The organism is Salinifilum aidingensis, from assembly GCF_054782015.1.
This window is the reverse complement of sequence record NZ_BAAGTH010000009.1, coordinates 32262-56276: the sequence shown is the minus strand read 5'-3', so window position 1 is coordinate 56276 and position 24015 is coordinate 32262. Positions and strand designations below refer to the sequence as shown.

At 70.8% G+C, this 24015-nt stretch carries 24 protein-coding genes and 2 pseudogenes; 10 read left to right on the top strand and 16 right to left on the bottom strand.

Annotated elements, in window-relative coordinates; all coding sequences use genetic code 11:
- The 8 genes and pseudogenes from ACYVJE_RS13480 to ACYVJE_RS13445 all read right to left on the bottom strand — a co-directional run bounded on the left by ACYVJE_RS13480 (position 1) and on the right by ACYVJE_RS13445 (position 4600).
- Entirely contained in the window at positions 1 to 363 is a 363-nt protein-coding gene (locus ACYVJE_RS13480) for an isochorismatase family protein (RefSeq protein WP_461144831.1), read from the bottom strand.
- A gap of 16 nt (positions 364 to 379) precedes the next feature.
- Positions 380 to 553 (bottom strand): annotated as a pseudogene (locus ACYVJE_RS13475) (carboxymuconolactone decarboxylase family protein); the annotation flags it as partial.
- Between the two features lie 4 nt (positions 554 to 557).
- Entirely contained in the window at positions 558 to 896 is a 339-nt protein-coding gene (locus tag ACYVJE_RS13470; RefSeq protein WP_461144711.1) for a GNAT family N-acetyltransferase, read from the bottom strand.
- Positions 897 to 905: 9 nt separating this feature from the next.
- Complete coding sequence (locus ACYVJE_RS13465; protein WP_461144710.1) at positions 906 to 1505, bottom strand: FMN reductase; 600 nt, start codon at positions 1503 to 1505, stop codon at positions 906 to 908.
- The gene (locus ACYVJE_RS13460) at positions 1502 to 2593 is read right to left on the bottom strand and encodes an LLM class flavin-dependent oxidoreductase (RefSeq protein WP_461144709.1); all 1092 of its coding nucleotides are present in this window, start codon (positions 2591 to 2593) and stop codon (positions 1502 to 1504) included. Before ACYVJE_RS13460 ends, ACYVJE_RS13465 begins: the two co-directional genes overlap by 4 nt.
- Before the next feature lie 107 nt (positions 2594 to 2700).
- Positions 2701 to 2850 carry a hypothetical protein gene (locus ACYVJE_RS13455; protein ID WP_461144708.1) on the bottom strand — a complete coding sequence of 50 codons (150 nt, stop codon included), beginning with the start codon at positions 2848 to 2850 and terminating at the stop codon, positions 2701 to 2703.
- The gene (locus ACYVJE_RS13450) at positions 2847 to 3368 is read right to left on the bottom strand and encodes a MarR family winged helix-turn-helix transcriptional regulator (RefSeq protein WP_461144707.1); all 522 of its coding nucleotides are present in this window, start codon (positions 3366 to 3368) and stop codon (positions 2847 to 2849) included. Before ACYVJE_RS13450 ends, ACYVJE_RS13455 begins: the two co-directional genes overlap by 4 nt.
- A 155-nt stretch (positions 3369 to 3523) precedes the next feature.
- Positions 3524 to 4600, bottom strand: a complete 1077-nt coding sequence (locus tag ACYVJE_RS13445; protein ID WP_461144706.1) for a tyrosine-type recombinase/integrase — start codon at positions 4598 to 4600, stop codon at positions 3524 to 3526.
- A gap of 560 nt (positions 4601 to 5160) precedes the next feature.
- Here ACYVJE_RS13445 and ACYVJE_RS13440 point away from each other — a divergent pair.
- A pseudogene (locus ACYVJE_RS13440) lies at positions 5161 to 5379 on the top strand (Tn3 family transposase); the annotation flags it as partial.
- A 279-nt stretch (positions 5380 to 5658) separates the two neighbouring features.
- On the opposite strand, the gene ACYVJE_RS13435 reads toward ACYVJE_RS13440, so the two are convergent.
- From ACYVJE_RS13435 to ACYVJE_RS13420, 4 genes are all read right to left on the bottom strand, one after another.
- On the bottom strand, positions 5659 to 7641 hold the full coding sequence (locus ACYVJE_RS13435) for a primary-amine oxidase (protein ID WP_461144705.1): 1983 nt from the start codon (positions 7639 to 7641) through the stop codon (positions 5659 to 5661).
- Positions 7642 to 7765: 124 nt separating this feature from the next.
- Positions 7766 to 8074 carry an alpha/beta fold hydrolase gene (locus tag ACYVJE_RS13430; RefSeq protein ID WP_461144830.1) on the bottom strand — a complete coding sequence of 103 codons (309 nt, stop codon included), beginning with the start codon at positions 8072 to 8074 and terminating at the stop codon, positions 7766 to 7768.
- A 280-nt stretch (positions 8075 to 8354) separates the two neighbouring features.
- On the bottom strand, positions 8355 to 8801 hold the full coding sequence (locus ACYVJE_RS13425) for a PPOX class F420-dependent oxidoreductase (RefSeq protein ID WP_461144704.1): 447 nt from the start codon (positions 8799 to 8801) through the stop codon (positions 8355 to 8357).
- Between the two features lie 236 nt (positions 8802 to 9037).
- A complete protein-coding gene (locus tag ACYVJE_RS13420) occupies positions 9038 to 9337 on the bottom strand; it encodes a hypothetical protein (protein WP_459155702.1) in 300 nt (99 codons plus the stop codon).
- Between the two features lie 440 nt (positions 9338 to 9777).
- Between ACYVJE_RS13420 and ACYVJE_RS13415 the strand changes: the two genes are divergently transcribed.
- The 6 genes from ACYVJE_RS13415 (at position 9778) to ACYVJE_RS13390 (ending at position 14715) form a co-directional block, all read left to right on the top strand.
- Complete coding sequence (locus ACYVJE_RS13415; protein WP_461144703.1) at positions 9778 to 10278, top strand: RICIN domain-containing protein; 501 nt, start codon at positions 9778 to 9780, stop codon at positions 10276 to 10278.
- Positions 10279 to 10474: 196 nt separating this feature from the next.
- The gene (locus ACYVJE_RS13410; RefSeq protein WP_461144702.1) at positions 10475 to 10663 is read left to right on the top strand and encodes a VOC family protein; all 189 of its coding nucleotides are present in this window, start codon (positions 10475 to 10477) and stop codon (positions 10661 to 10663) included.
- Positions 10664 to 10810: 147 nt separating this feature from the next.
- Positions 10811 to 12052 carry a hypothetical protein gene (locus ACYVJE_RS13405; protein ID WP_461144701.1) on the top strand — a complete coding sequence of 414 codons (1242 nt, stop codon included), beginning with the start codon at positions 10811 to 10813 and terminating at the stop codon, positions 12050 to 12052.
- An 89-nt stretch (positions 12053 to 12141) separates the two neighbouring features.
- Entirely contained in the window at positions 12142 to 12855 is a 714-nt protein-coding gene (locus ACYVJE_RS13400) for a VOC family protein (protein ID WP_461144700.1), read from the top strand.
- 262 nt (positions 12856 to 13117) lie between these two features.
- Positions 13118 to 13708, top strand: a complete 591-nt coding sequence (locus tag ACYVJE_RS13395; RefSeq protein ID WP_461144699.1) for a TetR/AcrR family transcriptional regulator — start codon at positions 13118 to 13120, stop codon at positions 13706 to 13708.
- Positions 13705 to 14715 carry an EamA family transporter gene (locus ACYVJE_RS13390; RefSeq protein WP_461144698.1) on the top strand — a complete coding sequence of 337 codons (1011 nt, stop codon included), beginning with the start codon at positions 13705 to 13707 and terminating at the stop codon, positions 14713 to 14715. Before ACYVJE_RS13395 ends, ACYVJE_RS13390 begins: the two co-directional genes overlap by 4 nt.
- Positions 14716 to 14882: 167 nt before the next feature.
- Here ACYVJE_RS13390 and ACYVJE_RS13385 read toward each other — a convergent pair whose 3' ends face one another.
- From ACYVJE_RS13385 to ACYVJE_RS13375, 3 genes are all read right to left on the bottom strand, one after another.
- On the bottom strand, positions 14883 to 16097 hold the full coding sequence (locus tag ACYVJE_RS13385; protein WP_461144697.1) for an erythromycin esterase family protein: 1215 nt from the start codon (positions 16095 to 16097) through the stop codon (positions 14883 to 14885).
- 219 nt (positions 16098 to 16316) lie between these two features.
- Positions 16317 to 17597 (bottom strand): MFS transporter, encoded by a 1281-nt coding sequence (locus tag ACYVJE_RS13380; protein WP_461144696.1) that lies wholly within the window; start codon positions 17595 to 17597, stop codon positions 16317 to 16319.
- A 162-nt stretch (positions 17598 to 17759) separates the two neighbouring features.
- Positions 17760 to 18419 carry an ArsR/SmtB family transcription factor gene (locus ACYVJE_RS13375; protein WP_461144695.1) on the bottom strand — a complete coding sequence of 220 codons (660 nt, stop codon included), beginning with the start codon at positions 18417 to 18419 and terminating at the stop codon, positions 17760 to 17762.
- 74 nt (positions 18420 to 18493) lie between these two features.
- Here ACYVJE_RS13375 and ACYVJE_RS13370 point away from each other — a divergent pair, with 74 nt between their 5' ends.
- Entirely contained in the window at positions 18494 to 19855 is a 1362-nt protein-coding gene (locus ACYVJE_RS13370) for an MBL fold metallo-hydrolase (protein ID WP_461144694.1), read from the top strand.
- Positions 19852 to 21120, top strand: a complete 1269-nt coding sequence (locus ACYVJE_RS13365; RefSeq protein ID WP_461144693.1) for an MFS transporter — start codon at positions 19852 to 19854, stop codon at positions 21118 to 21120. The genes ACYVJE_RS13370 and ACYVJE_RS13365 overlap by 4 nt, the downstream gene beginning before the upstream one ends.
- A gap of 60 nt (positions 21121 to 21180) precedes the next feature.
- Here ACYVJE_RS13365 and ACYVJE_RS13360 read toward each other — a convergent pair whose 3' ends face one another.
- A complete protein-coding gene (locus ACYVJE_RS13360) occupies positions 21181 to 22308 on the bottom strand; it encodes a Gfo/Idh/MocA family protein (protein ID WP_461144692.1) in 1128 nt (375 codons plus the stop codon).
- Between the two features lie 295 nt (positions 22309 to 22603).
- On the opposite strand from ACYVJE_RS13360, the gene ACYVJE_RS13355 reads away from it, so the two are divergent.
- Positions 22604 to 23995, top strand: coding sequence for an MFS transporter (locus tag ACYVJE_RS13355; RefSeq protein WP_461144691.1), 1392 nt, complete (start codon positions 22604 to 22606; stop codon positions 23993 to 23995).
- Positions 23996 to 24015 lie beyond the last annotated feature (20 nt).

Sequence of the window (24015 nt, the reverse complement as noted above, 5' to 3'; positions counted from 1 at the left end):
TCACCCGTTGGCGCTGATCTCCTGCAGCCGGGGGAAGTACCAGCGCAGGATGCTGCGGAGGCTGTCCGCGTTGGCCCGGCCCCAGTCGCGTTGCAGTTCGGCCACCAGCGAGATCGCAGTGACCGGTTGCGCCCCGGCCTGCAGCACGCGCTGCATCGCGTTGTCGTGGGCGTCGCGGCTGATGCCGCCGACGGCGTCGGCCACGGGGTAGACTTCGTAGCCCTCGCGCAGCATGTCCAGGGTCGGGAAGGCGACGCAGACCTCGGTCCACAAACCGGTCATGATGATCTTCGTGCGGCCCGTCGCCTCCACGGCGGCCCGGAAATCGGGATCTTCCCAGGAGTTCAGCGTGGTCCGGTCGATCTCCCCGGTGGGTGTGCAGGTCCAGGCAGTACGCGCACGCGTTGATCTGCGACGCGCGGATGTTGACCAGTTCGAGCAGCACGTGCTCCAGGTCGAGCTCGTTGGCCCGCGCGCGGATCTCGGCTGCGGTCGCGGCCAGCGCCTTGAACACTGCCGGTGTCTGCCCGTCGAGGAAGACCCGGTCCGACATCGGCTCATCCGGTCCGTTCCCGCACCGCGGCGAGCGCCTCCGGGGTGACCTTGTCGACGACGTCGTCGACCTCGTGGTGGTTTTCCAGGTACTTCTGCACGAACGGGCACACCGGCACGAGGCGCAGGCCGGCCGCCCGGCTATCGGCCAGCGCGCGGCTGATCAAGGTGCTGCCCAGCCCGCGTCCACCGAAGTCCGCGCCGATTTCGGTGTGGTAGAAGATGCGCTGCTCGCCCCGGTCGACGTAGGTGGTGTGACCCGCTTGCTGGCCGTCGGCGGTGATCTCGTAGCGCTCCCGGTCGGCCGAGCGGGCGACAGCGACCTCGGGGGATTCCTCGGACATGGTGCTCCTTCAGCGCGTCGTGTTCTCGTGCAGGAGTTGTTCGAACGGTACGGGATCGGTGAACGGGTCGGTCTTCGTCTGGTCCGGCCGGGCCCGCACGGCCGCGGCGAATTCGCCCGCCGCGCGGGTGATGCGCCGGGTGAGGTCGGTGTCGTTGCCCCAGTCGGCGCTGGCGGCGTAGACGGCGGTGGGCACGGCCGGTGCGCGCAGGTAGGACAGCAGCGGTCGCAGCGCGTGCTCGAGGACGAGCGAATGCCGCTCGGTGCCGCCGGTCGCGGCCAGCAGCACCGGTGTTCCCTGCACCGACTCCGGTTCGACGATGTCCATGAAGGACTTGAACAGACCGCTGTAGGAGGCGGTGAACGTCGGGCTGACCAGGATGAGCCCGTCGGCGGCGTCGACTTGCTCCAGCACGGGCCGCAAGCGCTGGTTGGCGAAGCCGGTGAGCAGGTGATCGGTGATGTCGTGGGCGTAGTCGCGCAGCTCGACCACCTCGGCGGTGGCTTCTGCGCCCAGCTCGCCGCGCGTGGCCGTGACCAGTCGGTCGGCGAGCAGCCGGGTCGAGGAGGGCTGCGACAGGCCCGCGGAGACCGCGAGGACGTGCGTCATGCCGCGCTCCCTTCTGCGTGCTGTGCTTGGACCAGGGACTCGTGGGTGGGCGCTTCGGGCACGTGGGCGGGTGTGCGGTCGGCGAATTCCTTGCGCAGCACCGGGACGACCTCCTCGCCGAGCAGGTCGAGCTGTTCCAGCACGGTCTTCAGCGGCAGTCCGGCGTGGTCGATGAGGAACAGCTGGCGCTGGTAGTCGCCGACGTAGTCGCGAAAGCCCAAGGTGCGGTCGATGACTTGCTGCGGGCTGCCGACCGTCAGCGGGGTCTCTTCCATGAACTGCTCCAGCGAGGGTCCTCCGCCGTAGACCGGGGCGTCGTTGAAGTACGGGCGGAACTCCTCCACCGCGTCCTGCGAGTTGGCTCGCATGAAGACCTGCCCGCCCAGGCCGACGATGGCCTGGTCGGCGCGGCCGTGGCCGTGGTGCTCGTAGCGCTGCCGGTAGAGCTGCACCATGCGTTGGGTGTGTTCTTTCGGCCAGAAGATGTGGTTGTGGAAGAAGCCGTCGCCGTAGTAGGCGGCCTGCTCGGCGATCTCGGGGCTGCGGATCGAGCCGTGCCAGACGAACGGCGCGGCCCCGTCCAGCGGCCGCGGGGTGGAGGTGAAGCCCTGCAGCGGGGTGCGGAACGTTCCCTGCCAGTCGACCACGTCCTCGTGCCACAGCCGGTGCAGCAGGTGGTAGTTCTCGATCGCCAGCGGGAGGCCCTGGCGGATGTCCTGGCCGAACCACGGATACACCGGGCCCTGGTTGCCGCGGCCCAGCATGAGGTCCACGCGCCCGCCGGCCAGGTGCTGCAGCATCGCGAAGTCCTCGGCGATCTTCACCGGGTCGTTGGTGGTGATCAACGTCGTCGAGGTGGACAGGATCAGCCGCTCGGTCCGGGCGGCGACGTAGCCGAGCATCGTCGTCGGCGAGGACGGCACGAACGGCGGGTTGTGGTGCTCACCGGTGGCGAACACGTCCAGGCCGACCTCCTCGGCCTTCTTGGCGATGGCCACCATCGCCTGGATCCGCTCGTGCTCGGTCGGCGCCCGTCCGGTGGTCGGGTCCGGGGTGACGTCCCCGACCGTGAACACTCCGAACTGCATCGCGATCTCCCAATTCCTTAAGATTTTAAGTAATTGGGGAACGGGTGTGGCGGGAGCGCTATTCCCCGCCGGCCGGGCGCAGTGCTGCACACCACACCGGCGCTGGATCAGCGATGCGGCGGGTAGCGCTCCTCGGCCGTCAAGCGCGCGTTCGGCAGTGCGGGCGCCGGCAACAGCTCCGCGTCCGGCTCGGCCACGAGGGCCACCTCGGCCGAGCGCACCGCCTGCTCGGCGGGATCGTGCCCGACATCGCTCATGCGGAGCTCCTGCTCCGCTCCCCCGGACCGTCAGTACCGGGCGCGACTCCCCCGCCCGCCTGCTCGCCGGATCCGTGCAGGCGAGACCGCAGCCGGGTGAACACCCCTGCGAGCACGTGCAGTTCGTGCTCGTCGAGATCATCGGTGAACAGCCGCTGCACCGTCGCGATGTGGTGGCAGTCCGCCGCGCGGAACGCCTCGAGCCCGGTCGCGGTCAGCACCGCGTAATTGACCCGCTTGTCCTCCGGTGCGGGTTGCCGCAGCACCCACCCGCGCCGCTCCATCACCTTGACCTGGTACGTCAGCCGGCTCGGGGAGAACACCATGCGCGCTGCCAGCTCCCCCATCCGCAGCCGGTGCGCCGGGCTCTCCGAGAGCACCAGCAACACGTGGTAGTCCATCAAGCTCATCCCGGCGGCCGCCCGCAAGTCCTCGTCGAGCTGGGTCTGCAGCAGCACGCTCGCCTCGATGTACGGGCGCCACGCCCGCCGCTGCGGCGAATCCTGCCAGGTCGACATACCGGTAAGCATACCGTTTTACTTCAAATATCGAAATAGTTCCGGTCCGCCACGCCGGAGGGCGCACGCCGACGAGCGGCAGTCCGCGCCGCCCCCGCCGCTCGGGAGTCCCCCGGGGCTTGAAGACCGGTCGCGCCACAGCTCCACATTTTTCGTCACCGTGACGAAGATCCCTCGGGCCGCTGCTCCGATGAATCGTGGTCCGATTCGTCGGTTCCGGTGGCCGCGGCGACCAGGTGCGCGGGATCCTGGTGCAGCGACAGGGCCACGTGGTCGTAGAGCTGCGTGATTGCCGCCGAGGAGTGGCCGAGCGCATCGCGGCGGTCTTCCAGCGCGGCCCCGCCCTCCCGGGCGAGCGTGTTGAACGTGTGCCGCATCGCGTGCGGGGTGATGCGCTCCGGTGCGGGCACGCCGGCCTGCTGGGCCATGCGCTGCACGAGGCGGTAGACCTGGTGCCGCGTCAGCCGGGTGGCCGCGCGCGTGGTCACCAGCGGATCCCGGTCCCCGACCCCGGAGCGGGTGGCCAGGTGCCGGTCGATCGCGGCGGCCGCCGCCGGCGGCAGGGGCCGCGTGCGGGTGGTGCCGCCCTTCATCCGCACGGTGAGCACGCGCATCCCCTCGCGCGAGCCGAGGTCGCCGACGGCGGCCTGGCACAGTTCGGACACGCGCACGCCGAGGTCGACCAGCAGCCGCATGATCACGGCCGTCGCGTGCTCGTCGAGGGTGCGGTGCGCGTACCGGGTGCTGGCGGCGAGCATGCCGCGGGCCTGCTGTTGGGAGACGCTCGCCGTCGGCGAGTGCCCCCGGTCGTAGCGGGGGCGGGCGACGTCGCGGGCCGGGTTGGCCTCGAGCGTGCCGGCGCGGACGAGGAAGGTGTACCAGCTGGACACCGCGGCGAGCTTGCGCGCGCGAGTGTTGGCGGCGAGAACGCGGCCGGTGCGGGGATGTTCCGCGCTGGCCAGTTCGGTGGCGTACATCTGCACCTCCGGCAGTCGCACCGACAGCGGGTCCAGCTCGCGGCGCAGGCACCAGCTCAAATACTCGTGCACATCGCGGCCGTAGGCATCGCGCGTGGCCGCGGACTCGCTGAACGAGCCGAGCCAGGCGGCCACGAGCGCGCCGATGCGGTGACCCGTGCGGGTTTCCGTGCCGAGCAATTCCGTTGGCCCCGTGCTCGCGGCGGGGCGCGGCCGCTGCCCTTCGATCGCCATCACGATCATCTTATCGTACATAAGCCGGATTATGCGCGGTACTCATCCCGCCGCCTCCCCTCGGCACCGTTCTGTTTCGTATCGTTGGTTACGTTATATAAACGGTTATGAAAAAGGGTGCGTGCGACTGGGACCCGGGCGCGGAGGGGCACCTCCGCCGCAACGGCGGGCGCGACGCCGCGCGGGTGCGAGCGCAACGCATCGGGGTGTCGTGGTGCCGGTCAGGAACGCGTCACCAGCCGCCATCGGGCTCTGCCGAGGTGATCGGTAGCGTTCGCGCATGGCGCGGGCAGTTGGCTCAGGACGAGCTGGTCGAGCACTGGACGCTGATCGGTGACGATCTGGACCGGGGGGCGGGCAAGCGTGGTGCGGCGAAGCTGGGCTTTGCCCTGTTGCTGAAGTTCTTCGCCGCCCGTGGTCGGCTTCCCCGCCCCGGGGGCGCAGTGAGCTGCCGCCGGCGGCGGTGGAGTTCGTGGCCAAGCAGCTGCAGGTTCCGGCTGCTGATCTGGGTTTTACGAGTGGTCGTGGCGCAGCATCGAGCGCCACCGTGCGGAACTCCGTGAAGCGTTGGGTTTCCGCGAGTGGTCGGTCGCCGATGCCGACAAGCTCACCGACTGGCTGGTCGCGAACGTGACGCGGCTGAGCGCCGGGCGGATCAGGTGCGGGCCGCTTTGCTGCAGCGGGAAATCAACGCCGGGCTCAACGTCGCCGAGAGCTGGAACCGCGCCAACGCCGAAATCTTCTGTGGCAACGCCCGCGACATCGCCTCCCACCGCCGCGACGAGCAGGAAATGAGCGTGCTGTGCCTGCACACCCCGCAAGCCGCCGTGGTCTGCGTGAACACCCTCCGAGCTACGCGCAGGTCGCTGAGTGAGCGGTACGGCCTCTGGGGCATGGCCACCGGAGCAGCGACTGTCGCCTCGCTCGCGGCCGGCGGCAGCTCCCCTGCCGGCAGGCCGGATCCAGGAGTGGCAGCTGTCCGGGACGTGCCGCCTGCGCCCCTCCGGGGCGGGGTGGGTCCGGTCCGCCGCTGCGGGGCGGCGGACCGGACCGTGGTGCCTGGTGGGGCGGTCGCCGGATTACTCCTGGTGGCAGGTGTGGCTGCCCTGGGAGGAGGCAGGCAGGTTGAGGGCGGGATTGCCGGCGTGGAAGCCGACCGGGCTGAGGGTGAACCCGATGTGTTCGACGGGCATCACGGGCCAGTCCTCGGGGCGCACGATGTGGTTGGTCCCGAAGGTGTGCCAGAGCACGACGTCGGTGTCGACGAGGCCGCGATCGGCCTGCACGTAGTCGGCGATGCCGTCGGAGCCTTCCCGCTGATTGGGGTAGTCGCCGGCAGCGAAGTTCTCGTCAGGGTGATAGCGCGAGACCCACAGGTGGCGGGAGATGAAGGTGGCGCGCCGGCGAGCGGGATTGTCCTCCCGGGTCAGGGGCCGCACACAGCTGGTGGGCGTGAGCTTGTAGCTCACCGGCGTGCCCAGGGCGTTGCTCCGCGTCGAATTCTCGATCTCCCAGTACCGCCCGGCCAGGGGATCGGCGAGGCGCTGGGCCTGGCTCTCGCGGGCGAGCTCATGTTGCTGCCCGATCCAGGCGTTGCCGCGGGGGTTGTCCACCCCCACCGGCTGGGGGGCGGGGTCGACCTCGTGGACCGTGTTCTGCCGCCCGTCGACCTCCATGTCCAGCCGGGCGGAGACGAAGTGCTGGTGATTCGGACCGTAGAGCCCGGGGGCGACCAGTGTGCCGAACCGCGGGCGCTGTCCGTCGGCGACGGCTCCGGTGGAGATGATGCCGGTCAGTTTGACTTGGCATTCGAGAGTGCCGTCGAGGTAGAAGTACCAGTAGAAGGCGTACTCGTAGTTGGCCACTGTGGCGATGAAGGACACGACGAGCCGACGCGATCTGCGCACCTCGCTGCGCCCCGTGCGCAGGTCGAGATGCTTCCACAGGATCCCGAAGTCTTCCTCGTGGATGCAGATGGCGTTGGTGACGGTGGCGGGCGTCCCGTCGTTGTGCACGTTGACCGCGTCGAGGTAGCGGATCTCGCCGAGGCAGTCGCAGCCCAGCTCCAGCGAGTTCGCGAGCACTCCGAGCCCGTACTCGCCCGAGTCGAAGGCGTTCTTGCGCCAGTGCGTGGGGGCCGGGTCGCCGTAGGGCACGAACAGGTCGGTGATCGAGGCGCGGTGCACCACCGGACGCCAGTCGTCGCCGTCGCGCCACCGGATGCGGTGCAGCACCAAGCCTTCGCGGGCGGTCCAGCCGAGCACGAAGCTCCAGTTCGCCCAGGTCAGCTCCCGGTCGGTGATGCCGAAGCTCGGCCCTTCGGGCTGCACGATGTCCAGCGGTTCGAGTTGCGGTGCGACGGAGTCGAATCGCGGGAAGTTGTCCTCGCGGCTGATCTTGTCGGCTTCGTAGTTGCCCCCCTTCGGCGGGACGGGGACGACCCCGTGGTCTTCGACGTCGAGGACCTGGAGCTCGTCGAGGTCGAAGACCGTGATCAGACCCTCGACCGGGTGCGCGTAGGCGTTGTCCCCGGGTGCGGACCGCACCCACGTCAGCGCCAACAGCCGTCGGGTGTCGGGCTCGTCGTCGACCTGGTAGTGACCGGCTGACCACGGGTCCACCAGCGCGTCCTCGGGGTTGGTGATCCCCCTCTTGCGGAGGGCTTCTTGCCAGCGGGGGTCTCGTTTGACCGCCTGTTCGCACTCGTCGAACTCCTCGGCCGTCACGGCGGGCTGCACTCCGGGCAGGACGCGCAGGTGCTCGACCGCTCCCGACTCCACCGCGACCGTCGCCTCGACGGTCTTGCGTCGTCCCCGGTCCCGCAGGACGACTCGAGCCCGACGCGGTGCCGGAACCGGGTCCCCGGCCTCCCAGTGATCGATGTCGGCCTTGGCCGGCTCCACGAGCGTGACCGAGACGAACGCGACTCGGTCGCTGAGCTCCCCGGTGGTTTTCACGGCGGTCGTGGCGCGTTCGATTTCTTCCGCACGGAGCGGGGTCAGCGGGTGGGCCGCTGCTACGGGGGTCTCACCGGAGGGTTCCCTCGATCGTGTCGCTGTCATGATTTCTCCTCGGCTGTTGCTGATCGCGCTTGCGGTGCTTCGGATTCCCGCTCCCCGGGTGAGCGCGTTCCTCGGTGCTCTCCAGCACGACAGGATCGATGCTTTCGTAGCGGTCTGGTTGGCGTCAGCGTAGATGACATTCCGGGAGCAGGCGCGCAGAAAGCAACGCGGAGCGGCCGCGGATGCTGGCCGCGGTCGTCGAGTTCCCACGCGAGTCCTCGTCGCCAGCACCCGCGGAGGTGCCGCTGGGGGAACCATCCTCTGGGGCGGGCTGCTCGAAGGTCGACGTGAGGTGGGCCAGAAGCTGTGCCGGTGCGTCCTCCTGCAGGACGTGGCCGGCGCCGTCGATCCAGTGCAGCTCGGCGTGCGGGATCCGGTCGTGCAGCCAGCGCGCGTAACGGGGTGGGAGGATGCGGTCCTCGGAGCCCCAGATCAGGCGCGTCGGGATGGTGATCCCGCCGAGCAGGTGCTCGTACTCCGCCGTGTGCTCCTGCTTGATCTGGCTGTACTGGCGGTAGAAGGCGGCCTGTCCGGTGTCACCGCGCCAGGGGGCGAGGAACGCGTCGAGGACCGCCGGCCGGTAGCCGAGGATCTGGCCGACCGCCCGTCCTCCCGCTAGCCGGGATCGGGGAAGAATCGAGCGATGCGCAGATCAGGAAGTGCGCGCTGCGACACCTTCCGAACGGAGCGAGGCGGGATATCCCGGTGGTCGGTCAGGAAGCGGGGACGGGACCGCCGGGTCGGAACCGCTCCACTCCGATGATGTGCCGCACCTTGACCGGCCGCACGATCACCGCGACCCGCTCCTCCCCCGGCATGATCCACTCGAAACGCTCGCTGCCCAGGTACTTCTGGGCCAGCCGGTCCATCCGGTCGTGCGCCTCCTCGCCTTCGATGAAGCGGGCCACCTCGCCGCTGATCTGCACCCGGTCGAAGGGGTCGGCGGCATCCGCGTGCGAGAGGTAGACACGGGGGTCGCGGCGCAGGTTCTCCTCCTTCACCCGTCCCACCGAGGTGTTGAACGCCAGCTCCCCCTCGCCTTCCAGCGCCACCCACATCGGACTGACCTGCGGCGCTCCGTCGGCGAAGACGGTGCCGACGTACCAGATGTTGGGGGCTTCCAGCCGGGCTCGGACGGCTTCGTCGAAGTTCGCGGTCATCCCGGCAAGCTACCAATCTTGATCGGCGGAGCGGCACGGGAGCCGTGGGACTGAGGGAGAGCTGATGTCGGTGGATCATCCCGTGCGCCTGCCCCCGTGCCCGCCCTGGTAGCCGAGCTGGATCCAGCTGCAGAAGGTTCTGGTGCGGCCAGCTTCGACGATCCGGATCCGCGGGCTGGACCGCATCCCCGGTGCGGCTGGGCGGGCGGCCCGCAACGGGCCACCCGCCCAGCACGTTATCCAGTCTGCGCCGTTTCCTTCTCCAGGAGAGCGGCGACGTGCTTCTGGTTGTCCCAGTCGTCGGCCAGCACCTGTGCATGCTGTTCCGCCTCCGCCAGGGCTGCCGACAGCTTGGCCCAGCTCTCGCTCGGCGTCACGCCGTCCGGAAGCTCGGCCAGCTCCTCGTTGGAGAAGCCCTCGACGTGCACGACCTTGCCCAAACCGTTGAGGATGGCGCCGTTGACTTTTCCGGTGCCGTCCAAGATGGCCTGTCCCGCCTTTTTGAAGCCGTTACCGATGTCATCGAAAATCGACACGTTCAATCCTTTCGACAGTTCGTGCGGCAGCCGGAGCATGCTGACGCGGCGCCGGAGCGTAGTTGATCTTGGAGTCTCATCGGTGAGATGCGATGCATGTTCACTCGAAGGGACTTCGATCGTGACACCTTCAACGGAGGTTCGCCCCCACCCGAACCCGCCGAACCGACCGGGGCGGGCGCGGAGCGGGGATCACCGGCCAATTCCGGGCATGCACGGGAAAGTTCGCATTCGCGAGCAATGGCCGCGCTCGACGCGCGCTACTCCGGCTGGCGGAGAGCCGTGACCGTTCGTGAGGCGATTTCTGCTGATCACAACGGCTTTCGGGAGGTGAAGAACGGTCGGAGTCGTTCAAGATCATTCTTGCGGGCGATGTGGCCACGTCCTGCGCTGCCGGTAGCGTTCGAAAACGCCCTGCACGCAGCGATGAAGGACGAACATTGACCTACGAAGCCGAGAACGCGCTGCTCGTGAACCGCCTGAACGGTAGTCGTCTGGCCGTGTACGGAAGCGGCCTCAGCGACGGGGCGTACGTCATCAGCGTGCGCTACACCAGCAATGACAAGAATCCACAACGCTGGACCACGCACAAACTCGGGGAAGACGGCGGGTGGACCGTCCTCCGCATCGAGATCTCCGATGGGGACAACACCTTCTGCCTCGACGCCGGCAGCGATGAACCCGAGGTCAGCCCGGCCAGCCAGATGAGGATTGCCGAACCCGACGGCTCGGACCGGCAGAAGTGGTGCGTTCGCGAGGATTGGCGCGGCTCCAACCTGCTCAACTTCGCTCCGTACCAGAACCGGGGAGCCGGGCTGGGCCTGAGGGACGACTTCGGGCACCACTCCTACGACGAGGCCGTGCTGGTCAGGAACTTCTCGTCCACGAACCAGCTGTGGTACTGGAACCACAACGACTACTCGGACATCATCCCGAACTAGCCGTCAGCCAGGTCCCGCACGCAGAACGGGCGTATTCCCGCTGGGCACGGCTCCACCTGGGAGGGCCTTCGAGGACCATGGCGCCGGCCCGCCACCGCGTCGGGAGAAGCAGTGCAGTACGAGGCCCCAGTTGCCGCGGAGACACCGGCAACTGGGGCCTCCTCACGTTTGCGGTCGTGACCCGTGCTGAGTCCGCGTGGACGACGCGAAGCTGACCAAGAACCGCCTGCATCTCGACTTGCACGCCGAGGAGCAGGCGGCAGCCGTGGAGGACGGCATCGCTCGCGGAGCCGCTCGTGCCGCCGCGGGGCAGCCCGCGGGCGCCGAATGGGTGGTGCTGCGTGCACCCGAGGGCACCGAGTTCCGCCTCCTCGAACCACGCTGAGCTCCACGCGGTGCTCCCTGCTGGCGCTTTGGTGTTTTCGTCTTGATCTCGCCCTGGTGTCGTTGTCACCATCCGTCACCGGTGATGCGGAGAGTGATCTCCACATCACCGCGAGAAAAGAATCGGGCATCAGGAACAGGAGCGGGCATGACCGCTGAGGCGCCGAACGAACGCGCACCCGGGGGCAGTGGTTTCGAGCGCAGGAACTTCATCAAAGGCGGCGCGGTCGGAGCCGCCGGAGTGGCCGGACTGGCCCTCACCGGCGCTTCGGGAACTGCGGCGGAGCGAGCGGGGCGGCGCGCTCCGCTCGAGGCCGTCCGCCACTTGCCGGATCCCGCACCGGAGGACCTCGAGCAGGGAGGCGGGAAGACCTACAACGGCGGCCCGGGCGGCCAACCCGCGTACCGGGTCGACGACGCGAAGGGGCTCAAACGGGCCCTGTCGAAGGCGAGCAGCGGCGAGATCATCCGGGTCGAGGACGACGCGGTGATCGACCTGACCGGTGACGAGGGCCTGTCCGTTCCCTCCGGAGTGATCATCGCTGGTGGGCGCGGGAACAACGGGAGCAGCGGCGGTGTGCTCCTGACGCAGCGGAACACGACCGGCACGCCGGACGAGGACCTCCCGCTGTTCGCCGTCGAGGGCAGCGGGGTGCGGTTCACCGGGTTGCGCATCCAGGGACCGCGGCTGGCCGACTACTGGGACCCGGAAGGCTACGACACGCCGGGCGAGCACACCGAGTACAAGACCCGGATCATCGGCGGTCTGAAATTCCTGGGGGACGACGGCCGCGTGGACAACTGCCAGATGTACGGGTTCACGCACGCGGCGGTGTCGTTCGGTTACGCGAAGTCCTCCGGGGCGTCCGGCCGGGTCGAGTACTGCAGCATCCACAACAATCCGATGGAGCACTACGGCTACGGCGTCAACGTGTGGGGCGTCGGCAGCGCCGCGATCATCGAGTGGAACTACTTCGACTACAACCGCCACTCCATCGCCGGGTACGGCGGGGCGGACAACCACTACACCGCCCGCAACAACCTCGTCGGGCCGAACCCCATCAGCCATGCCTTCGACATGCACGGCAAGAGCGGCGTCGCGGGCGGCACCATCCTCATCCACCACAACACGTTCCAGTTCAGCGAGAAAACCGACGACGCCTACCCCGCCGAACGCAGCCAGGAGGCGATCAAGATCCGCGGTGTGCCCGACGGTCGCTGCGACATCAACAAGAACTGGTTCCACCACACGTACAAGCCGACGGACCCCGACGGGGAACCGGCGCAGGCGTACCGGCAGAACGGTGTCGACAGCTGGACCAACATGTACGCGGACGGCAACCACTTCGGCAGCGACGAACCCTCCACCGACATCGGCCACCCGCGGTGACGCCGCCGCCCCCGCGGTGCGGTTCGCGGCTGCCGCGCGGGCGCGGAAAATCCCTTGCCGACCACCGGTCGCCCGACTAGTAAGAGTCCATGCACTTGGAGAACATCGTCTGGGATGCCCGTGACCCGCATCGACTCGGTGCGTTTTGGAGCGCTGCGCTCGATGCTGTTCCGATCACCGACGAACCCGACGGGTACGAGGCGCGGATGAGCTTGGGCGCCGATGTCTTCCTCGATCTGGGCTTCCAACGCGTCGGGGACGTGTCGACGTCACCGACGCGGTTGCATCTCGACCTGGCCGGCGGCGACGAGCGGGCTGAGCGCGTGGAACGGCTGCTCGACCTCGGCGCCGAGCACACCGGCACAGGCCAGGGCCAGACGTCACGGGTGGTGCTGGCCGACCCGGAGGGGAACGCCTTCTGCGTCAGGGAGCACCGGGAGGCCCACCGCGCGACCGGGCCGCTCGCCGCGCTTCCCGTGGACAGCGCCGACCCGGCCCGTGATGCGGAGTTCTGGGCACAGATCACCGAGTGGGTCCCCTGCAGCGGAACGGCTCCGGCGTCGCTGCGGCACCGGTCCGGCCGCGGCCCTGCCCTGGAGTTCCACCATGAACCCGAACCCAAGCAGGGGAAGAATCGACTGCACCTGGACGTGCGCCCCGACCCCGGCGAGACGAACATCGTCTCCCGGGTGCTCGATCTGGGCGCGCGCCGTATCGACGAGGCCGCGGGCCTGCCCTGGGAAGTGTTCAGCGACCCCTCGGGCAACGAGTTCTGCATCCTCGCCCCGCGCGAGCGTTCTTGACCGCGTTCTCCGCCCGCGTCCGGTTGCCCCCGGTGCGGCGGGGTCGTCGGGGTGGTTGCTCATGCCCGCGGCGGAACCGGCCGTGCTGCTGACTCGGAGTCCGATCCGCGGTTGGGTAGCGCGACCGGTCCTCCGTTCCGGCGATGGTCGGTGCGCCGCTCGGGATCCTGGGGGCCGAAGTCGTGCCAGCCGTCACTGTTGCGGTGCTCCCCGACCTCCTGTGTTAAGGTAGACCAGTCTACCTAGTAATGGGAGGGAACGGATGGTGCGCGCGGCAACGGGAGCCGGTCGAGCGGGCTCGGCGCGTGCTCGCCTGCTCGATGCGGCCTCGCGGTTGTTCTACGCCGACGGGGTGGCCGCCACGGGCATCGATGCGATCACCGCCGAGGCCGGCGTGGCGAAGATGAGCCTGTACAACAACTTCTCCTCCAAGGAGGAGCTGGTGTCGGCCTACCTCGAAGACCGGCACGCGGAATGGCTGGAGCTCTACCGTGCGCGCGCGGAAGCGGCCGCGACACCGCGCGAGGGGGTGCTGGCGGTGTTCGACGCCTACGTCGATCACGCCTCGGCGGAGTACGCGCGCGGGTTCCGGGGGTGCGCGTTGCTCAACGCGGCCGCAGAGTTCCCCGCCGCCTCCCCCGCCCGGGAGGTGGTGCGCCGGCACAAGGAGCAGGTCGAGGCGGTCCTGGTCGAGCACCTGGCGGCGATCACGTCGGCGGAGCAGGCAGCGCAGGCGGCTGAGCACTGCTCCTTCCTGCTGGAAGGCGCGATGTCCCGCGCCGGGCTGGAAGGTCGGCCCGATCGGCTGACCCGTGCCCGCGGCGTCGCCTCCGCACTGGTGGACGCCCTGTGAGCGGCGGCCACCGCGCCGGCCTCGGCGCGATCACGGTCACCTCGATCCTGTGGGGCACGACCGGAACGGCCGCCACGTTCGCCCCCGCGGCGGGGCCGCTGGCCATCGGCGCGGCGGCACTGGGCATCGGCGGGATCCTGCAAGCGCTGATCGCGGTGCCGGCGCTGCGTTCCGCGCGGCCGGCACTGCGCCTGAACCTGCCTCTCGTGGCCGTGGGGGCGGTGGCCGTCGCGGTCTACCCGCTGGCCTTCTACAGTTCCATGCACCTGGCCGGGGTAGCGGTCGGCTCGGTCGTCTCACTGGCCTCGGCCCCGCTGGCCTCCGGTGTGCTGGAACGACTCGTCGACCACCGCAGGTTGAGCCGCTGGTGGGTGCTCGCCGCCGGTCTGGGAATCCTCGGCAGCGCGCTGCTGTGCCTGTCCACGATGCACGGCACTGCTTCCTCGACCCCGGCGACGCTGGCGGGCATCGCGCTCGGCCTCGTGGCCGGAACGACCTACGCGGCGTATTCGTGGGCGGCGCACCGCCTCATGACCCGGGGCCTCGGCCGGGCAGCTGCCATGGGAGCCGTCTTCGGGGCCGGCGGGACGCTGCTGCTGCCCGTACTCGCGGCGACCGGTGCCCCCTTGATCGCCGCACCCGAGGCGTTCCTCGTGGCCGCCTACATGGCGCTGGTGCCGATGTTCCTCGGTTACCTCCTCTTCGGCTACGGCCTGACCCGCGTGTCGGCCAGCACGGCCACCACCGTGACGCTCAGCGAGCCCGCGATGGCGGCGCTGCTGGCCGTCGTGGTCGTCGGCGAGCGGTTGGCCCCGGCCGGGTGGCTCGGATTGGCCGTCATCGGCCTGGTGCTGGTCCTCCTCGCCGTCGCCCCCACCAACGCTGCCCCCTCGACGGGATCGCATCGGAGCGGACCGGGGTTCCCCGAACGCGGTGGAAGTGCTGCGGTGCCCCGGGAGCGCGAGGGGGGAGCGAGCGAGCTCGCCCGGCACCACGAGCGGGGGTAGGGGCGGTCTTCGCCGAGCTGTTCCCGCGGCCCGACCGCGCCCACGTCAACGAACGCGCCCGCACCGGGCGGGGAATCGGCCCCGCTACGACTTCCGCCACGTCCTCGACCGCATCGCCGCCGGCGGCGATCCCCCGACCTGCTCGCCCGCGCGGTGGGCGCCGAGGTCTACCACTCCTCCGGGGTGTCCACCGACCGCTCATCGGTGGCGCCGCGTGCCGGGGTGATGTGCTGCACGTGGACGACGGCGTCGAACGCCTGGTGCGGGTCGAGGTCCACGAGCAGGGTCCGGTGCGGGGTCTGCGCCCGCGTCGCGGTGATCCCGCCGAGGGCCTCCGGCGGGGTGCGGCGCAAGTCCACCAGCTGCAACGGATGTCCGGTGGTGTCCAGGGCTGCTTCGAGGGTGCGCGGCTCCGGAGGCGGCGGTGCGGGGCCGGTGATCGGGTAGCGCCCCTCGGGGCCGGCGTCGAGGTCGAGGTCGGGGATCGCGCCCGCGGTGTGGGTCCCGCCGATCACCACGAGATCGTCGCCGAGCTCCTCGGCCAGCACCATGCCGATGGTGGCGGTCCCGTCGAACGAGGGACTGCGCTGAAGGTGCATGTTGTGCGCGCCGACCACGACCCGCTGCTCGCGGCCGAGCAGCGCGCGCAGGTTCTCAGCCATGACCTCGTTGCGCAGATTGCGCCCCGGCGCGGGGTAGAGACCGCCCTCGAGGAACTCCACCACGCCCAGGGCGCTGCGGGCGCACTGCCGGGCCGTGTCGTCACCGGCGGCCTCGGCCCGCTCGACCAGCTCGGCGATCCGCGCAGCCAGCCCGGGCGGTGCGCCCGGTGCGCCGGCCGCGTCGGCGGCGGGTGCCCCGGCAGGGGAACCGAGGTCCGCGGCCGCGAGCAGCTCCCGGTCCCCGGGACGCGGATCCAGGCGAGCGAGGCAGGCCTGCACGCCGGGCCCGGGGTTGGTGCACCAGCCCGGGACGTCCATCCCGTAGAAGCCCACCGGACGCGCGGCCGCGGAGTTGTGCTCGCGCAGCCACCGCAGCTGGGCGTGCATCTCCGCGCAGCGCCCCATCGCGTAGGTGATCCCGCTGCGCGCGACGGCGGAGACCTCGCCCGGTCCACCGCGCACCCAGCGGTCGACGAGCAGCCCTTCGGGCAGGCCGGACTCCAGCACGAACGCGGAGAACCCCAGCTCCCGCACCAGAAACCGCGTCAGGCGATCGCGCAGCCGGGTGAACTCCGAGACGAAGTGCGCGCTCTCACCCAGGAACACCACGCGCGCACCACCCACGACCTCGCGCAGCACCTCGAGGTCGGAGTCGTCTCCGGAGTCGGGATCCGGGCCGCGCAGCGGTGTCGCAGCACCGGCGAGCAACGTCGGGGACATCAGCAACCCGTCTTCCGATCGGTCGGCGTCGTGGCGCGGTCGGGGCGCCGCACCTCACCACCCGAGGTTCCCAGTGGTGGGGTGCGGCGCTCCGGGGGGTGCGCGGAGGCGGTCCGTGCTGCAACGCAACGCCTTTCCGGAGGACGTCGCCGGGGCGGTGCTCGCCCCGGCCTGCCGTTCCGGTCCACCGGATTCCCCGACGACGGCGACGTTTCAGGCTCACCGGCTGGTCGATGTGGAGGCGGTTCGGCGGGTGCGGGAGCGCGGTGCGCCGTCGGCTCGTGCGACGTGCACGAGGACCGGCAGCAGGGCTGCTGCGATGAAACCTCCGGTGAGGGCGAGCAGGGCATAGCTCCCGGCTGCCACGACCACGCCGGAGGCCAGCCCTCCGCCGGCTCCCGACACGGCGATGGCGACGTCGACCAGGCCCTGGGTTTTGGCGCGCGTGGCCAGCGGGGTGTTGTCGGTGATGATCGCGGTGCCGCTGACCAGCCCGAGGCTCCACCCCAGGCCCAGCAGGCCGAGTGCGACGGTCAGCAGCGCGACCGAGGAGGGCGGGGCGAAGGCGGCCACCAGTCCCGCGACCAGCAGGGTGGCCCCGGAAGCGGCGGCAATGGGCATCCGGCCGAAGCGGTCGACCAGGAAACCGCTCAGCGGCGACGGGAGGTACATCGCCGCGATGTGCACGGCGATGACGAGTCCGGCCACGCCCACGGAGTGGCCGTGGTGCTGCATGTGCACCGGCGTCATGGTCATGATCGCGACCATGACCAGCTGGGAAATGACCATCACCGCCGCCCCGAGCAGCACCGGGCGCCGGTTGCCGGTTGTCGTGCTCGACCGAGCCGTGTGGGACTCGGCGCCGGAATCGGCCAGCGTGCGCGCCGTGAGCAGCGGGTCGGGGCGCAGCAGCAGCCACAGCACGAGCCCGGCGGCGGCGTAGGCGGCAGCGGCCAGCAGGAACGGGCCGGCCAGCGGGGGGATGCCCCAGGCCAGGGCCAGTGCGCCCAGCGGGGTGACCAGGTTGGGGCCGACGACGGCGCCGAGGGTGGTGGCCACCAGCACGGTGCTGAGGGCGCGAGCGCGGTGACCGGGGGTGGCCAGGTCGGCTCCGGAGTAGCGGGCCTGCAGGTTGGTGGCGGTCCCGGATCCGTAGACGACCAGGGCGAGGAACAGCAGCCCGACGTTGTCGGCGGCGGCGGCGACCACGACACCGGCAGCGCCCAGCGCCCCGGCGGCGTAGCCGGCCGCGAGCCCGGTGCGCCGGCCCAGGCGTTGCGAGGTGCGTCCGATCAGGGCGGCCGCAGCGGCCGAACCGCCGGTGAACAGGGCGCTGGGCAGGCCGGACAGGCCCGTCGTGCGGAGCATGTCCTCGGCCAGCAGGGCGCCGGTGGTGACGCCGGCGGCCAGCCCCGCACCGCTGAAGACCTGGGCGGTGACGAGGACGGCGAGGATCCGTCGTTGGGCGGGGTGCAGTGCGGCCGCGGTCGCGGTGGTCATCACGGTCCCTTCGGGGCAGTGGGGGGAGCAAGCAGCGGTGCTGGGCAGGCCCTCGTCGCGATCCCGCGTCCAGTCGGCCCGGGAAGCCGCGCTCGACGGTGTTCCCGTCGGGAGGCGAGTCGTCAGCGGGCGCGGCTGCATCCGCGAGGTGCGCGGTGCTCGTCAGGTGGTGGCCACGGGCAGGTCGGCGAGTCGCCATTCGAGCATCCCGTCGTCGAGCCGGCGGGCGGTGCGCCCGTGGTCGGTCAGCAGCCGCACCGCGTCGTGGGCGAGCACGCAGTAGCGGCCGCGGCAGTAGGCGACGACGTCCTGGTCGGCCGGGATGGTGTCGAGCTTGCCCGCCAGTTCCTCCACCGGGAGCGACACCGCGCCGGGGATGTGCCCGGCCTCGTATTCCTCGCGCGGGCGCACGTCGAGCACGACCACGTCCTCGTCCTGGACTCGCCGGAGCAGTTCCTCACGGCTGACGTGCTCGGCATCGTCCGGGCCGAGGTAGGCGGCGCTGGCCGCCTCCACGTCGGGCAGGTGGGCGCTGGCCACGCTGCGCACCAGCGCGTAGAGGGCGGCGACGTCGGTGCCGGCCAGCCGGTAGTAGCTCTTGGTGCCTTCCCGGCGGGTGGTGACCAGGTTCGCTTGCTTGAGGGTCTGCAGGTGCGCCGAGGCGGTGGTGGTGCCCAGCTGGGCCGTGCGGGCCAGCGATTCGACGGTGCGCTCGCCCTGGGCGAGCAGGTCGAGCAGTTCGAGCCTCTTGCCACTGCCCAGTGCCTTGCCGACGCGGGCGAACTGGTCGAACAGCGCCGTCTTGGCTTGTTGATCAGCCATCCTTTCTCCAATCTTCCTTGGAATAGTGTATAACTGGTGCTGCGGAAAAAGCCACCCAGGCAGGAGGTGCTGCGATGAGCACGGTGGATCTGGTCCCGCTGCTCGACGAGGGCCTGGGCAACTCCGCCTACCTGGTCGACCTCGGCGACGGGCGGGCCTTGGCGGTGGACGTGAGCCTGGACCTGCGCGGCGCCTGGGAGGCAGCCCGGCGACGCGACGTGAGGTTGGCGTTCGCCGCGGACACGCACCTGCACGCCGACTTCGTCTCCGGCGTGCGCCAGCTGGCCACGACCGAAGGAACCCAGGTGCTCGCCTCGGCCGCCGGGCACCGCGAGTTCGCCCACACCGGACTGCACGACGGCGACGAAGTCGACCTCGGCGGATTGCGGCTGCGGGCGCTGGCCACGCCCGGGCACACGCGCGAGCACCTGGCCTTCCTGCTGCTCGACGGCGACCGACCGCTCGGCGTGTTCACCGGTGGCTCGTTGATCGTCGGGGCGGCCGCGCGCACCGACCTGGTCTCGCCGGAGGAAACCGAATCGCTGGCGCGACAGCAGTACGCCTCGCTGCAACGCCTGACCGGCCTGCCCGACGACGTCGCGGTCTGGCCCACCCACGGCGCCGGATCGTTCTGCTCGGCCCCGCCCGGGGCGCAGCGCACCAGCACCATCGGTGCGGAGAAGGCCGGCAACCCGCTGCTGCAGGCCCGGGACGAGGACGCGTTCGTGACGGCCCTGCTCGACTCGCTGGGCAGCTTCCCGCCGTACTTCCTGCGGCTCGCCGAGCACAACCGGCGCGGGCCCGCCGTGCTCGACGCCGACCCCGCCCTGCCGGCGCTGGACGTGGCACGGGTGCGGTCGCTGCAAGCCGAGGGCGCGCAGGTGGTCGACGTGCGCCCGGTGCGCCAGTTCGCCACCGGCCACGTCCCCGGGGCGCTGTCCATCCCGCTGCGACCGGCGTTCGCCTCCTGGCTGGGCTGGCTGACCTCGCCCGAGCACCCACTGGTGATCGTCCGCTCGGAGGAGCAGGACCCGGCCGAGATCGCCTGGCACGCCGCCAAGATCGGCCGCACCGACCTCACCGGCGAACTGTCCGGCGGCATGCCCGCCTGGACCTCCGACGGGCAGCCCACGGCCAGCACCCGAGTGATCGGCGCCGGCGAGATCACCCACCAGCGCGTCCTGGACGTGCGCCAGGACGCCGAGTTCGCCGAGGGGCACGTGCCCGGGGCCGCCCACGTCGAACTCGGCGCGCTCGCCGAGCACGTCGAAGCCCCGCCCGCCTCGCCGACGGTGGTGATGTGCGGACACGGCGAGCGCGCGATGGGCGCGGCCAGCCTGCTCGAACAGGCCGGGCACCGCGACCTCGCCGTCCTCGAAGGCGGCCCGCAGGACTGGGCCGCGACCACTGGGCGTTCCCTGGAGGAGGGAGCATGACCACCACCGGCCTGCGATTGGGCCTGCGCGCCAACCTGGCCCAGTTCAGCCTGCTCGTGCTCGTCAACGCCCTGGTCGGCGGCATGGTCGGCCAGGAGCAGACCGTGCTGCCGCTGCTGGCCGAGCAGGAGTTCCACCTGACCGGCTACACGTTCCTGCTGAGCTACGTGCTCGTGTTCGGGCTCAGCAAGGCCGCCACCAACTACTTCGCCGGCACCTGGTCGGATCGCTTCGGCCGCAAACCCGTGCTGATCGCCGGCTGGCTGATCGCCCTCCCCGTGCCGGCGATGCTCATCTTCGCGCCCAACTGGGGCTGGATCGTGGCGGCCAACCTCCTGCTCGGCATCAACCAGGGACTGACCTGGTCGACCACCGTGATCATGAAAGTCGACCTCGTCGGCCCCCGCCAGCGCGGCCTGGCGATGGGCTTCAACGAAGCCGCCGGCTACGGCGCGGTCGCGATCACCTCGGCCCTGGCCGGCCACCTCGCCGAGCACTTCGGGCTGCGCCCCGTACCGTTCCTGCTCGGCGCGGCCTACGTCGTGCTCGGCCTCGCCCTGTCGACGCTGGCGGTCCGCGAAACCCGCGAGCACGCCCGCCTCGAAGCCGCCCACCCCACCGGCAGCTCCGACGAGGGGCACACCGAGCTGACCAACCGGCAAGTCTTCACCCGCACCACCCTCACCGAACCGGCCTTGTCCTCGGCCAGCCAGGCCGGCCTGGTCAACAACCTCAACTTCGGCCTGTCCTGGGGCCTGTTCCCACTGCTGTTCGCCAGCGCCGGACTGCCCGTCGGCCAGGTCGGCCTGCTGGTCGCGCTCTACCCCGCCGTCTGGGGAGCCGGACAACTCGCCACCGGAGCGCTGTCCGACCGGTGGGGCCGCAAACACCTCATCACCGTCGGCATGCTCACCCAAGCCGCGGCCCTGGCGCTCATCGCCGTCACCGGCACCTTCCCCACGTGGGCGCTCGCCACCGTGCTGCTCGGTGCCGGTACAGCGATGGTCTACCCCACGCTGCTGGCCGCCATCGGCGACGTCGCCCGCCCCAGCTGGCGCGCTCGCTCCGTCGGCGTCTACCGCCTCTGGCGCGACAGCGGATACGCCGCCGGCGCCGTCCTCGGCGGCATCGTCGCCGACCTCACCGACCTGCGCGCCGCCGTCTGGGCCGCCGCCGCCCTCAGCCTCACCTCCGCCTGCAGCCTCGCCCTGCGCATGTACGAAACCCACCCCCGCACCCAGCGCACCGCCGAAAGCACAACCTGACAACGCCCCGAGAACATCGGCCGCTCAGCGCCGCCTGCCGTTCCGATATTCCTCAAGCCCTCAACCGCCGGGAAAGCCCAGCGCGGACAGCGGGACGAGCTCGCGGGCCGCACGCACGACCGCCGCGTCGACGCCCCGCACGACGCACCGCGGATGCGTCCCGGAGCGGTCGACGTCGACCCGCTCCGCCGGGATCTCCCGCGGATCGGGCGCGAGGCGCACCGCCTCCAGCACCTGCATGAACGGGCGCGTGGACGGCAGCGGCACGAGCAGCGGAACAGCGGGATCGCGCGCGTGCGCCGCCAGGTTCTCCAGCAGGTCGGTGGAACCGTGCTCGGTGGTCTCCACCCGTCCGCCGGCTTCCAGGCGGACCCGGCCGGTGCGGTAGGTCAGGACGATGCGGCCGCGGGTGCCGTGCACCACGACGTGCGGGGCGACCTCGTCCTCGGCGCACAGCGTGACCGCCACCGCGACCGGGGTGCCGCGCCCCGTGACCAGGCGCAGGCACGAGGTGTCGTCGGCTTCGACGGCGTTCGCCCGGTACAGCTCCACGTCGAGTTCCCGCAGCCGTTCGTCCCCGCGAGCACCGTCGAGGGCCAGCGCGGTGGCGGTGGCGTGCGCGAACGCGTTGGTCAGCGCGCCGTCGACGACCGGGTGCCCGTCCAACGTGCGGCGGCCGGCCCACCGGGCACGCGCGTAGTACGCCGCGTCGCGCTGCCACGCCCCGGCCGCGCCGATGCCGACGACCTCCCCGATCGCGCCGTCGGCCAGCAACGCGCGCACGTGGCCGAGGGCGCGCGACCCCAGGCTCTGGAACCCGACCTGGCACGCGCGGCCGGTCGTCGCGATTCCCGAGGCGAGCCGGTCGAACTCGGCCAACGTGGGCGTCGGCGGTTTCTCCAGCAGCACGTGCGAGCCGGCCTCGGCGGCCGCGACCGCCAGGTGGGCGTGGGTGTGGATCGGTGTGCAGATGATCGTCACGTCCGGGCGCACCTGCGCGAGCAGCTCGTCGAGGCCGGCGGCGACGGGAACGCCCCCGAGGAGGCCGCGCTGCTCCTCCTGCGGTGGCCGCGGATCGCAGACCCCGACCAACCGCACCCCCGCCCCCCGCAGCCGCTCGAGGTTGGCCAGGTGCCACTGGCCGTGCCCGTGCACTCCCGCCAGGACGACGGTGCTCGGCTCGGTCATCGATTCCTCGCAGGGGGTTTCGGCTCGGTCGCTGGCATCGTAACGAGGCACCTCCTCTCTGGAAAGCGCATTCCACAAAATAGCAGACCGGCCTGCGACAACTGCGTGCTTCCACCTCTCAGCAGTGCGCTCTCGGGCAGCTGCGGCCGCGCTCGGGCATTGACAGCGAGGAAGACGGCCTGTCCTATGGAAAGCGCTTCCCGAAAAGCCGCGTGCGAATCCGCACCGACCGCGCAGCGGCCCGCACCCCGCTGATCGGGACGACGACGTGCCCGCACCACGCGGAGGAGAAACAGTGACAAGCGAAGTCGGGGAATCCGGCGCCCCGCCGAAGGATTCCCGGAGAACGTCGAAGAAGGCCGCCGCGAGCGGGTGGGTCGGCAGCGCGCTCGAGTACTACGACTGGTTCGTCTACGCGCAGGCCGCCGCGCTGGTCTTCCCCAGCATCTTCTTCCCCGCCGGTAGCCCCACCGTCGCGCTGGTCTCGTCGCTCGGCACCTACGCCGTCGGCTACGTCGCGCGCCCCCTCGGCGCGCTCGCCCTCGGGCACTGGGGTGATCGCCGGGGGCGCAAGAACGTGCTGGTCCTGGCGATGCTGATGATGGGCCTGTCGACCTTCGCGGTCGCGCTGCTGCCCACCTACGGCCAGGTCGGCCTGCTGGCGCCCGTGCTGCTGGTGCTGCTGCGGTTCGTGCAGGGCTTCGCGGTGGCCGGCGAGCTCAGCGGCGCCAGCGCGATGATCGTCGAGCACGCGCCGTTCGGCAGGCGGGGCTACTACGCGAGCTTCAGCCTGCACGGCACGCAGGCCGGCCAGGTCATCGCCGCCGCGGTGTTCCTGCCGCTGTCCGCGGTGCTGTCCGACGAGGCCTTCAACGCGTGGGGCTGGCGGGTGCCGTTCCTGCTCAGCGCGCTGGTCGTCTTCGCGGGCTACCTGATCCGGCGCCGCGTCGAGGAAACCGAGGTGTTCCTGGACGAGCAGGGCGAGCAGCAGGCGGCCACGAGGCCGAAGACCCCGTTCGTGCAGGTCTTCCGGGAGTGCGGGCTGGACGTTCTCCGGGCGGTGTGCATGACGCTGGTCAACGTCATCGGCGTGGTCGTGTCGGTCTTCGGCGCGGCGTACGCGACGCAGGCGGGCTACGGCATCGAGATGAGCAGGAGCATCTACCTGTGGATCCCGGTGGTGGCCAACCTCGTCGCGCTGGCGTTCATCCCGTGGTTCGCCATCCTCTCCGACCGCTTCGGCAGGCGGCCGCTGATGATCGTCGGCTCGCTGGGTTCGGGACTGCTGTCCTACGCCTACCTGTGGGCGGTCAGCCAGAACAACGTACCGCTGACCCTGCTGCTGGCCATCCTCACCTGGGGCGTGCTGTACCAGGTGTGGAACGCGACGTTCGCCAGCTTCTTCCAGGAGTTGTTCCCGGCCCGGGTGCGGGTCACCGGTTTCGCCGTCGCGCAGAACATCGGCCTGGCCATCTCCGCGTTCCTGCCGAGCCTCTTCACGCTGGCCGCCCCTCCGGGCTCGGCGCACGTACCGCTGGTCATCGGCACGCTGGCCTTCGGCATCACCGCGATCGGCGCGGTGGCCGCGTACTCGGCGCGGGAGACGCACCGCCTCCCGGTCGAGGATCTCGGCAACCCCGAGGCCGCTCCCCTTCCCCGGGAGGAGTTCGAGCGTCTGCGCACCTGATCCCGCTGCACCGGTGGGTC

Coding starts and splice junctions, on each gene's coding strand:
- ACYVJE_RS13470 (WP_461144711.1), bottom strand. CDS start 896: ATGTCCGAGGAATCCCCCGAGGTCGCTGTCGCCCGCTCGGCCGACCGG.
- ACYVJE_RS13465 (WP_461144710.1), bottom strand. CDS start 1,505: ATGACGCACGTCCTCGCGGTCTCCGCGGGCCTGTCGCAGCCCTCCTCG.
- ACYVJE_RS13460 (WP_461144709.1), bottom strand. CDS start 2,593: ATGCAGTTCGGAGTGTTCACGGTCGGGGACGTCACCCCGGACCCGACC.
- ACYVJE_RS13455 (WP_461144708.1), bottom strand. CDS start 2,850: ATGAGCGATGTCGGGCACGATCCCGCCGAGCAGGCGGTGCGCTCGGCC.
- ACYVJE_RS13450 (WP_461144707.1), bottom strand. CDS start 3,368: ATGTCGACCTGGCAGGATTCGCCGCAGCGGCGGGCGTGGCGCCCGTAC.
- ACYVJE_RS13445 (WP_461144706.1), bottom strand. CDS start 4,600: ATGTACGATAAGATGATCGTGATGGCGATCGAAGGGCAGCGGCCGCGC.
- ACYVJE_RS13435 (WP_461144705.1), bottom strand. CDS start 7,641: ATGACAGCGACACGATCGAGGGAACCCTCCGGTGAGACCCCCGTAGCA.
- ACYVJE_RS13425 (WP_461144704.1), bottom strand. CDS start 8,801: ATGACCGCGAACTTCGACGAAGCCGTCCGAGCCCGGCTGGAAGCCCCC.
- ACYVJE_RS13405 (WP_461144701.1), top strand. CDS start 10,811: ATGACCGCTGAGGCGCCGAACGAACGCGCACCCGGGGGCAGTGGTTTC.
- ACYVJE_RS13400 (WP_461144700.1), top strand. CDS start 12,142: ATGCACTTGGAGAACATCGTCTGGGATGCCCGTGACCCGCATCGACTC.
- ACYVJE_RS13395 (WP_461144699.1), top strand. CDS start 13,118: ATGGTGCGCGCGGCAACGGGAGCCGGTCGAGCGGGCTCGGCGCGTGCT.
- ACYVJE_RS13385 (WP_461144697.1), bottom strand. CDS start 16,097: ATGTCCCCGACGTTGCTCGCCGGTGCTGCGACACCGCTGCGCGGCCCG.
- ACYVJE_RS13380 (WP_461144696.1), bottom strand. CDS start 17,597: ATGACCACCGCGACCGCGGCCGCACTGCACCCCGCCCAACGACGGATC.
- ACYVJE_RS13375 (WP_461144695.1), bottom strand. CDS start 18,419: ATGGCTGATCAACAAGCCAAGACGGCGCTGTTCGACCAGTTCGCCCGC.
- ACYVJE_RS13370 (WP_461144694.1), top strand. CDS start 18,494: ATGAGCACGGTGGATCTGGTCCCGCTGCTCGACGAGGGCCTGGGCAAC.
- ACYVJE_RS13365 (WP_461144693.1), top strand. CDS start 19,852: ATGACCACCACCGGCCTGCGATTGGGCCTGCGCGCCAACCTGGCCCAG.
- ACYVJE_RS13360 (WP_461144692.1), bottom strand. CDS start 22,308: ATGACCGAGCCGAGCACCGTCGTCCTGGCGGGAGTGCACGGGCACGGC.